12 protein-coding genes and 1 pseudogene are annotated in these 8250 nt (G+C 73.1%); all 13 read left to right on the top strand.

The features are described 5' to 3' along the window. Positions 1-181 precede the first annotated feature (181 nt). Positions 182-370 carry a hypothetical protein gene (locus KBI5_RS21060; protein ID WP_085016225.1) on the top strand — a complete coding sequence of 63 codons (189 nt, stop codon included), beginning with the start codon at positions 182-184 and terminating at the stop codon, positions 368-370. A 90-nt stretch (positions 371-460) separates the two neighbouring features. Next, entirely contained in the window at positions 461-2701 is a 2241-nt protein-coding gene (locus KBI5_RS21055; RefSeq protein ID WP_241883060.1) for a cell division protein FtsK, read from the top strand. 142 nt (positions 2702-2843) lie between these two features. After that, entirely contained in the window at positions 2844-3089 is a 246-nt protein-coding gene (locus KBI5_RS21050) for a hypothetical protein (protein ID WP_085016224.1), read from the top strand. A gap of 34 nt (positions 3090-3123) precedes the next feature. Beyond that, a complete protein-coding gene (locus KBI5_RS21045) occupies positions 3124-3396 on the top strand; it encodes a hypothetical protein (RefSeq protein ID WP_085016223.1) in 273 nt (90 codons plus the stop codon). A 31-nt stretch (positions 3397-3427) separates the two neighbouring features. Next, a complete protein-coding gene (locus tag KBI5_RS28510; RefSeq protein ID WP_085016222.1) occupies positions 3428-4087 on the top strand; it encodes an NUDIX hydrolase in 660 nt (219 codons plus the stop codon). A gap of 41 nt (positions 4088-4128) precedes the next feature. After that, complete coding sequence (locus KBI5_RS28505) at positions 4129-4578, top strand: hypothetical protein (RefSeq protein WP_085016221.1); 450 nt, start codon at positions 4129-4131, stop codon at positions 4576-4578. Positions 4579-4624: 46 nt separating this feature from the next. Further along, positions 4625-5080: a single-stranded DNA-binding protein gene (locus KBI5_RS21030; protein ID WP_085016220.1), complete on the top strand. Its 456-nt coding sequence runs from the start codon at positions 4625-4627 to the stop codon at positions 5078-5080. Between the two features lie 104 nt (positions 5081-5184). Beyond that, positions 5185-5613 carry a hypothetical protein gene (locus KBI5_RS21025; RefSeq protein ID WP_133057099.1) on the top strand — a complete coding sequence of 143 codons (429 nt, stop codon included), beginning with the start codon at positions 5185-5187 and terminating at the stop codon, positions 5611-5613. After that, a complete protein-coding gene (locus KBI5_RS21020; protein ID WP_085016218.1) occupies positions 5610-5921 on the top strand; it encodes a hypothetical protein in 312 nt (103 codons plus the stop codon). Before KBI5_RS21025 ends, KBI5_RS21020 begins: the two co-directional genes overlap by 4 nt. 8 nt (positions 5922-5929) lie before the next feature. After that, positions 5930-6229 (top strand): hypothetical protein, encoded by a 300-nt coding sequence (locus KBI5_RS21015; RefSeq protein ID WP_133057098.1) that lies wholly within the window; start codon positions 5930-5932, stop codon positions 6227-6229. Beyond that, entirely contained in the window at positions 6226-6396 is a 171-nt protein-coding gene (locus KBI5_RS26545) for a hypothetical protein (RefSeq protein ID WP_157902562.1), read from the top strand. The genes KBI5_RS21015 and KBI5_RS26545 overlap by 4 nt, the downstream gene beginning before the upstream one ends. A gap of 11 nt (positions 6397-6407) precedes the next feature. Then, positions 6408-7913 carry a bifunctional DNA primase/polymerase gene (locus KBI5_RS21010; protein WP_085016216.1) on the top strand — a complete coding sequence of 502 codons (1506 nt, stop codon included), beginning with the start codon at positions 6408-6410 and terminating at the stop codon, positions 7911-7913. Further along, a pseudogene (locus KBI5_RS21005) lies at positions 7910-8250 on the top strand (hypothetical protein); the annotation flags it as partial. The gene KBI5_RS21010 and the pseudogene KBI5_RS21005, both read left to right, overlap by 4 nt.

Genomic DNA, 8250 nt, shown 5'->3' with positions numbered 1-8250 from the left:
CCGCGTCCGCGCCCAGCAGACCGCGCTGACCCGCACCCTGACCGGCCTGACCCTGTCCGGCGCCGACGACGCCGGTGACCTGCTCGCCGAGCAGCTCGACACGATCCGCCCGAACTACCGCCGCCCGCACGGCCGCTGACCACCCCCACCGCATCCGCACCGGCGAGAGGAGACCCACCCCATGGCGCTCGACTGGCTGACCGGCAAGGACGAGACCGACGCCGTCCGCAAGACCCGTGAGCTTCGCGAGTCCGGCTACACGGGCTGGATCGACCAGCACGGCAACGCCAAGACCGACGCGCAGGTCATCGCCGACCACCCGTGGTCGGAGAAGTTCGTCCGCCACGTCAGCCGCAACCGCTCCCGGTAGCTGTGCCCGGTGCGCGGCGTCTCGCTCGCCAAAGTTCGCCGCCGCGCACCGGCCCCCACCCGCGCTCCACGCACAGGAGGACTTCTCATCATGACCCCTGCGGACCCGACCCGGACCCCGTCGTCGCCCGACGGTGAGCCGTCCGGCTGGGTACCTGACCTGCCCGACGACACCGACCTGACCGGTGAGCAGGACGCGCCGGTGGTGGACCTGACCGCCGCCCGTGACCGCCGCCGCCCGACCGACACCGACGTCGCCCCGGATGACGAGACTGACCCGGACGAGCAGGACGACGACGCTGAGTCGGTGGCGGTCGACGACGCCCCGGCGGGGGTGCCGGTGGACCCGCCGGACCTGCCCGCGGGCACGGTGCCTGCCGGCCGGCGGCGCGCGCCGATCCTGCCGACGTGGGCGCACTCGACCGCCGACATCAGCGCGACCGCGCGGCACGCGTCGAACGAGGCTGGCTATCACGCCCGGTTCCACGCGGTGCGGGCCCCGAAGTACGCGGGCAAGGTGGCGCTGTGGGCGCCGGTCGGTGCGGTCCGCACGATCACCCGCCTGATCCGGTGGGCGAGTGCGGAGGAGGGGAACTGGGGGTTGCGGCAGGACGCCGCGCGGCGCAACGACCCGGAGACGTGGCTGAAGCTGGACCGTCAGCGTCAGCGCCAGACCTCGACGCGGTGGCCCATCCTGATCTTGGGCACGCTGGCCGCTCTGATCGTCACTGCGGTGATCGTGTTCGGTCCGGTGCCCGCGCTGGTGCGGTGGCTGTTCATCCTCGCGGTGGTGCTGGTGTCTGCCCGGTTGGGGCGTCCGGCGGACCGGCCGATCACCGACCGGGTTCGGACGGGGGACCGGTACCGCAAGCTGACGGCGGAGCTGGTCCGCCGGGCCCTGACGTCGCTGGGGATCGCGGGGATCAACTCTGCGGTGGCGAAGGACCCCGGTGCGATCTCGTTCCCGGTGGAGATCCACCGCGACGGGCCCGGTCACATGGCCATCGTGGACCTGCCCTACGGCGTCGAAGCGGGCGATGTCATCGCCCGCCGTGGCCGCCTGGCGTCCGGTCTGCGGCTGCCGCTGGACCAGGTGTGGCCTGCTCCTGCTCCGGGGCACACCGGCCGGTTGGCGCTGTGGGTCGGCTACCAGCCCGCCTCCCAGATGCAGCAGCCCGCCTGGCCGCTGATCCGTTCCGGCACGGTGGATGTGTTCAAGTCGTTCCCGTTCGCGACCACGCCGCGGCTGAACGTCGTGGACGTGTCGCTGATCTTCCGGAACTGGCTGTTTGGTGGACAGCCCGGCAGTGGGAAGACGTTCGCGTTGCGGCTGCTCGTGCTCGCTGCCGCGCTTGACGTCCGGACGGAGATCCGCGGGTACGAACTCAAGGGCGTTGGTGACTTCGCCGGGACCGCGCCGGTGCTGACGGAGTACGGCAACGGCTTCGATGAGGACACCTTGCAGGCGTGCGCGGCGATGTTGAAGTGGCTCTACGAGGAGTGCCGCCGACGCTCCGAGCGGATCGCGTTCTACGCCGCGGCGGGCAAGGCTCCGGAGAACAAGGTGACGCCGGAACTGGCATCGCTGAAGGGGTCCGGGCTGCATCCGCTGGTGGCGTTCATCGACGAGATTCAGGAGCTGTTCCACTCCCCGTGGGGCAAGGAAGCCGCCGAGTACGCCGAGAAGGTCATCAAGCTGGGCCGCGCGCTGGGTGTGGTTCTGCTCATCGGCACGCAGATCCCGGACAAGGACAGCCTGCCCCCGGGGATCACCCGCAACGTCAACAGCCGGTTCTGCCTGTCGGTCGCGGACCAGGTCGCGAACGACATGATCCTGGGCACGTCGATGTACAAGAACGGCTACCGGGCGACCGTGTTCGAACCGGTCGTGGAAGCCGGGTGGGGCATCCTGGTCGGCTTCGGCAAGCCTGACGCCGACCGGTCCTACCCCGTCACCGGCCCGGAGCTTGACCGCGTGATCGCCCGGGCGGTCGAACTGCGCACCGCCGCCGGCACCCTGCCGACCCCGGCGGAGCAGGCGCGCCCCGCGGCGCCCACGGTCGACGTGGTGGCGGACCTTGCCGCGGTCTGGCCCGCCGGGGTCGACCAGGAGTGGAACGAGACCCTGTGCGCCCGCCTGGCGGACCTGCGCCCGGACGCCTACGCCGGATGGGAGTCCGCGCAACTCACCGCCGCCCTCAAGCCGCACCGCATCACCCCGAAGGACATCGGCCGGCGCATCGACGGCAAGCCCGTCACCCGCCGCGGAATCCGCCACGCCGCCATCCTCGCCGTGATCGCGGAGCGTAACCAAAACCGCAAGGGCGAGTAGGCCGCAGAGGGCTGCTAGCGCTAGCACCACCCCCTGCTAGCGCTAGCAGACGCCCTAGCACCCCACACCAGCCCTGGCCAGGCACCTAGCAGTCAGCACCCCCGGGCCGACCCTGCCCAAAAACAGCCCCAGGAGCCCCGCTGTGACCCCCACGACCACCCTGCTAGCCCTCCCGCTCCTCCCCACCCTGACCGTCACTCTTGGTTACACGCTGGCGTGCTGGATCAAGCCGTTCGGCCCCTGCCGACGCTGCGACGGAACCGCCCGCACCACCAGCCGGTTCGGCCGCTCCCGCCCCTGCCGGCACTGCGACCACACCGGCCTACGGCTGCGCCTCGGACGCCGCGGGTGGAACTGGGCCCGCCGCACCTTCCTCCCATCCCGCTGACCCACCGCCCCGCCTGGCACCCGAAGGACCCGCCATGACCGCCGCCCTGCTCATCCTCGTGATCCTCACCGCGCTCATCGTCGCCCCCGCCGTCCGCGCCGCCACCACCGCCGCCCGCCGCGCCTACAACGCCACCCGCCGCCCCCTGGCCGCGCTCACCCTGCTCACCGCCGCCACCCGCGCCCACGGCCCCCTCGCCACCACCGCGACCACCACCCTCACGGCCCTGACCGCCATCACCGCGACCGCCCTTGCCGTCACCGCCGCCGTGCTCATCGCCCGACTCCGCCGCGGCTCCGCCGTCTGAGACTCACCACCCCACCCAGGAAGGACCTGCAATGACTTCTCCCGAGACCGCCCGTCTGACCGCCGACGTGGTCGCACTCGCCGAGCAGGACGGCGCCCCGCACGTGCTGCTGATCCGCCGGGGATGGGACCCCTACGCCGGACTGTGGGCCCTGCCCGGAGGTCATGTCGACCCCGGCGAGACGGCGCACGCCGCCGCGTGCCGTGAGCTGGCCGAGGAAACCGGCCTGGCCGTCACCGCCGCGGACCTGCGTCCGATCGGGGTGTATTCCGCCCCCGGACGCGACCCCCGGGGCCGTTACGTGACGTTCGCCTACGCGCTGATCCTGCCCCACCCCATCCCCCCGACCGCGGGTGACGACGCCACGGCGGCGGAGTGGGTCCCGCTCCCGGTCGCCTTCGCCCGGGGATTCGCCTTCGACCACGCCCGCATCGTCACCGACGCCATCGACCTGCACGCCACGGAACGGAGCACCCCCATGCGGATCCGCAACATCGTCACCGGCAACGCCCGGGTCGGCATCCAGGTCGGCGTGAGCGCCAACAACGTCCTGACCGGGACCTACAGCGATGGGGTCCTGACCTACACCTGCCCGTCCTGCCTGACCGAGAAGACCCACCGCGGCAAGGCCTTCGTTCGGGGCATCCAGGAGCGCTGCCGCTGCGGCGCCGACAACGACGTCTACGCCTGACCGTCGACACCTCACCCGGACCACCGACGGAAGGACCCCTGATGCTCGCCACCACCGCGCGTCCCGCGACCTTCGCCGCGCTGTTCGCCACCGCCTACGCCGCTCACCAGCTCGCCGACCACGTCGTCGGACAGACCGACGCCCAAGCCGCCGCCAAGGCCGCCCCCGGCCGGGCCGGCTGGACGGCGCTGGGCCGCCACGTCGGCGCCTACCACGCCGTCATGGCCGGCATGGTCGCCGTCACCGCCCGCACGGTCGGCATGCCGGTCACCGGCCGCGGCCTGGCCGCCGGACTCGCCGTGTCCGCCGCCACCCACGCCCTGTGGGACCGGCGCACCCCCGTCCGCTGGATCCAGGACCACACCGGCTCCGCCGACTTCGCCCGCCTCGCCGACCACGGCCTGAACGGCGCCTACCTGTCCGACCAGGCGTTGCACGTCGGGTCCCTGTGGGCCGCCGCGCTGGTCGCCGTCGCCATCGGCACCCGCTGACCTGACACCTACACCGCCCGCCTTCTACCGCAAAGGAGCTGTCGTCATGGCCGGAGAAACCACCATCACCGTGATCGGGAACCTGACCGCCGACCCGGAGCTGAAGTTCACCCCGAACGCGGTGGCGGTCACCTCGTTCACCGTTGCGTCCACCCCCCGCACCCTGGACCGGCAGACCGGGAAGTGGGTCGACGCCGAGCCGCTGTTCCTGCGCTGCTCCCTGTGGCGGCAGGCCGCGGAGAACGCGGTGGAGTCCCTCACGAAGGGCGCCCGGGTGATCGTCACGGGCCGGCTCAAGCAGCGCAGCTTCGAGACCCGCGAGGGTGAGAAGCGCACCGTGTTCGAGCTGGACGTGGACGAGATCGGGCCGTCGCTGAAGTTCGCGACCGCCCGCGTCACCCGCGCCGCCCGCGGCACCGCCGGGGGACCCGCGGCCGGTCCGGCGGAGCGGGACCCGTGGTCGACACCCGCCACCGGGGACCCGACCGAACCGCCGTTCTAGACCCCCTCGTGGTGCGGCAGGTCGGCCCCCGACACGTCCGGCCAGACCTACCGGGGCCGGCCCGCCGCCACCACTCCACCCCCTTGCGAAGGGATCACCCCATCATGCCCCGTACCCGCGCCCACAGCGTGCGCCCACCCACCCCCGACCCGGTCACGCCCGGCGAGATCGACCCGATCATCACCGCCGCTGTCAAGGAGTTCCGGGGGCTGACCCCGGCGGAGCGGGCCGCCGTGTCCGCCCGCCACGGTGCCGACGGGACCGGCCCTCGGGCCGCGTGCCGCTTCTGCCGGTTCCCCTACCGCCGCAGTGCCGCCGCCTGCCCGAGCGTGGTCTACCTGAACACCGGCAGCTTCCCCAAGGCACTCGCCACGGTCCCGCCGACCACCGCGAGYAGGCCGTGTCGGATCTGCCGCGCCCCGGTCACCGTGCCCGCGTCGGCCCCGTCGGGGGACCGGCCGCTGTGCGACTCCTGCCAGGACCAGACGTCGCTGTTCGACAGCGACGACAGCGGCCCCGGCGGTCCGGCATGACCGCCGGCAAGATGACCGTGGGCGAGTGGGCCCGCGGGCAGGTCGACGCCTGGCGCACCACACCCCGCACGGTCCTCGACATCGACGGGCGGAGCAGGCCCAACCCCGCCCACGCCGACGCCGCCCGCGCCGCTCACAGCGCGGTGCGCACCCTCGCCATGCACCTGGGCATCACCCTCGACGAGGTGGGGCCGTGCGCGGCCTGCCACGCCTACCACCACCGCTACGGCCCCGGCGGCGGACCGCTGTGCCCCACCTGCCGCGCCGCCATCCGCCCGACCCCGCGCCAGTACGGGCGGGCGGCATGAGCACCGACATGAACAGAGTCGAGATCATCGACGCTGACGAGATCTTCCCCTGGCTTGTCGTGCGCACCACCGACGAGGCAGACGCGCGCGCCGCCGCCGCGGAGTGGGTCGCCCGGGACCCCTACGGCTACTTCACCGGCGACCCGAAACCCACCGTTGGGAACCTGCAATCGGGCATCTGGCGGTGGATCCCCAACCGAAGCAACGACGCCGCGTGCACCAAGTGGCTGGTGACGGCGAAGCCGGGGCGCGGCGCGTTCCACGGATTCAGGGCCGACCTGAACTGGGCGCCGGCCGGTGGCGCGTGACAGCCACTCCGCCCCGGGTGTCGCTGCGCCTCCACGGCCACCCCGCCGACGTCGCCGTCACCCTCACCGCGCTGTGCGGCCTGTTCCCRCACGCGACGGTCAGTCGGACCTACCGCGACCGGACCGGCGGACGGGTCCGGATCTACCTCACCACCCCCCGACCCTGACAGGAGGCGCCATGACCATGCCCCACGCGGGTGGGACGGGTGTGCCGTCCCACCCGTCCCACCCTCAAACCCGCAGGTCAGACGGCATGCCGGTGGGACGGCGGGACGGATCGATCCGTCCCAACGCCACCCCGACCCCGACCATCGACCGGCCGATGCGGATCCTGGTCACCGGGTCGCGGACCTGGACCGACCGGCAGACCATCACCGCCGCACTGCACCGGGCCGCCCGCAGCGCCGGTGGCCGACCGGTGGTGCTGGTCTCCGGTGCCTGCCCCACCGGTGCCGACCGGATCGCTGAGGACGTCGCCACCGCCCACGGGTGGCGGGTGGAACGTCACCCTGCCGACTGGACCCGCCACGGCCGCGCCGCCGGGCCCCGCCGCAACACGGCCATGGTCGACACCCGGCCGGATCTGTGCCTGGCGTTTATCGCCGACGGCAGCGCTGGTGCCACCCACACCCGCGACCTTGCCGAACGCGCCGGTATCCCCACCCGCACCTACACCGCACCGCCGGCAGGCCCCCGCCTGACCGCCGCCCTCGACCTGATCGCCGCGGGCCGACGGGTGTTCGTTCTGGGTCGTACCAAACGACCCGTCGCGAACTGTCCGGACTGCCAGGCGAGCAAGGGCGATCCCGCCCACGACCGGGAAGCCTGCCCCTGCCTGACCTGTCACGGGTTCTACGCCGCCACCAACCACCCCGACCGCGCCGCCGCCATGCTCGCCGCCGTCCCGGACGGCCTGCTCGCGATCCGCACCGGCATCCTGTCCGGGCTGGTCGTGGTCGACATCGACCCCGCCCACGGCGGCACCCTCGACCCCGCGCTGATGACTCCCACCGCCGCCGTGGCGACCGGCGGTGCCGGATGGCACCTGCACTACACCCACCCCGGCGGGCTGATCCCCTCCCGCCCCCTGCCAGGCCGGACCGGTATCGACATCAAGGCCGACGGCGGCCTGGTCGTCGCCCCACCGTCGGCGCACCCGACCACCGGCCGGCGCTACCAGTGGACCAGCACCCGGCCGGTAGCCGAGATGCCCCCCTCCCTGGTCACGGCCTGCCATACCCCACCCGTGACGAAACCCCACCCACCACGCACACCGGCCCACGTTTCGTCACGCGCTGGAGAGGAGGGGGGCATCTCAGACCCTGCCGCGCTGCTCGCCGCGCACCTGGCCGCCGTCGCCCGCGCCCCCGCGGCCCCGACCCCCGCGCCCCGTCGGCCCTCCCACGCGGCCCACCCGGCACGGTTCGGGGGAGGGGGCATCTCAGACCCCGCCGCGCTGCTGACCGCGACCCTCGACACCGTCACCCGCGCCCCGCACGGACGACGCCGGACCACCCTGTACGGCGCCGCTCGCGGTGTCGCCCGCATCGTCCTGGCCGGACATCTCACCGTTGACGACGCGATCACCGCCCTGACCGACGTCGGACGGCAGGCGGAGCAGAGCGACCGCGACATCAACGCCGCCATCGCCGGGGGGTTCGCCGTGGAAGGACTCACCCCATGACCCCGCCCACCCCCGACGGGACCGCGATTCTCGCCCGGCTACACGCCGCGCTCACCCGGTACGTCATCCTCCCGACCCCCGAAGCGACCGACGCCGTCGCGCTGTGGATCGCAGCCACCCACGCCCAACCCGCGTGGGCCCACGCACCCCGGCTGGTCATCCGCGCCCCAGAGAAGCGGTGCGGCAAGTCCCGCCTGCTCGACGTGGTGGAGGCGACCTGCCACAACCCGCTGATCACCGTCAACGCCTCCACCGCCGCGGTTTACCGGTCGATTGACGAGGACCCGCCCACCCTGCTCGTGGACGAAGCAGACACGATCTTTGGCGCGGGCCGGTC

The organism is Frankia sp. KB5 (genome assembly GCF_002099325.1).
Classification (GTDB): Bacteria; Actinomycetota; Actinomycetes; order Frankiales; family Frankiaceae; genus Frankia; species Frankia casuarinae.
Note: the sequence above shows the minus strand (reverse complement) of the source record. Positions and strands in the feature narration are given on the sequence as shown.

What these genes read in the sequence shown, in the direction of transcription:
- KBI5_RS21060 (WP_085016225.1), top strand. Translation starts at nt 182, where the DNA reads ATGGCGCTCGACTGGCTGACCGGCAAGGACGAGACCGACGCCGTCCGC.
- KBI5_RS21055 (WP_241883060.1), top strand. Translation starts at nt 461, where the DNA reads ATGACCCCTGCGGACCCGACCCGGACCCCGTCGTCGCCCGACGGTGAG.
- KBI5_RS21045 (WP_085016223.1), top strand. Translation starts at nt 3,124, where the DNA reads ATGACCGCCGCCCTGCTCATCCTCGTGATCCTCACCGCGCTCATCGTC.
- KBI5_RS28510 (WP_085016222.1), top strand. Translation starts at nt 3,428, where the DNA reads ATGACTTCTCCCGAGACCGCCCGTCTGACCGCCGACGTGGTCGCACTC.
- KBI5_RS28505 (WP_085016221.1), top strand. Translation starts at nt 4,129, where the DNA reads ATGCTCGCCACCACCGCGCGTCCCGCGACCTTCGCCGCGCTGTTCGCC.
- KBI5_RS21030 (WP_085016220.1), top strand. Translation starts at nt 4,625, where the DNA reads ATGGCCGGAGAAACCACCATCACCGTGATCGGGAACCTGACCGCCGAC.
- KBI5_RS21020 (WP_085016218.1), top strand. Translation starts at nt 5,610, where the DNA reads ATGACCGCCGGCAAGATGACCGTGGGCGAGTGGGCCCGCGGGCAGGTC.
- KBI5_RS21015 (WP_133057098.1), top strand. Translation starts at nt 5,930, where the DNA reads ATGAACAGAGTCGAGATCATCGACGCTGACGAGATCTTCCCCTGGCTT.
- KBI5_RS21010 (WP_085016216.1), top strand. Translation starts at nt 6,408, where the DNA reads ATGACCATGCCCCACGCGGGTGGGACGGGTGTGCCGTCCCACCCGTCC.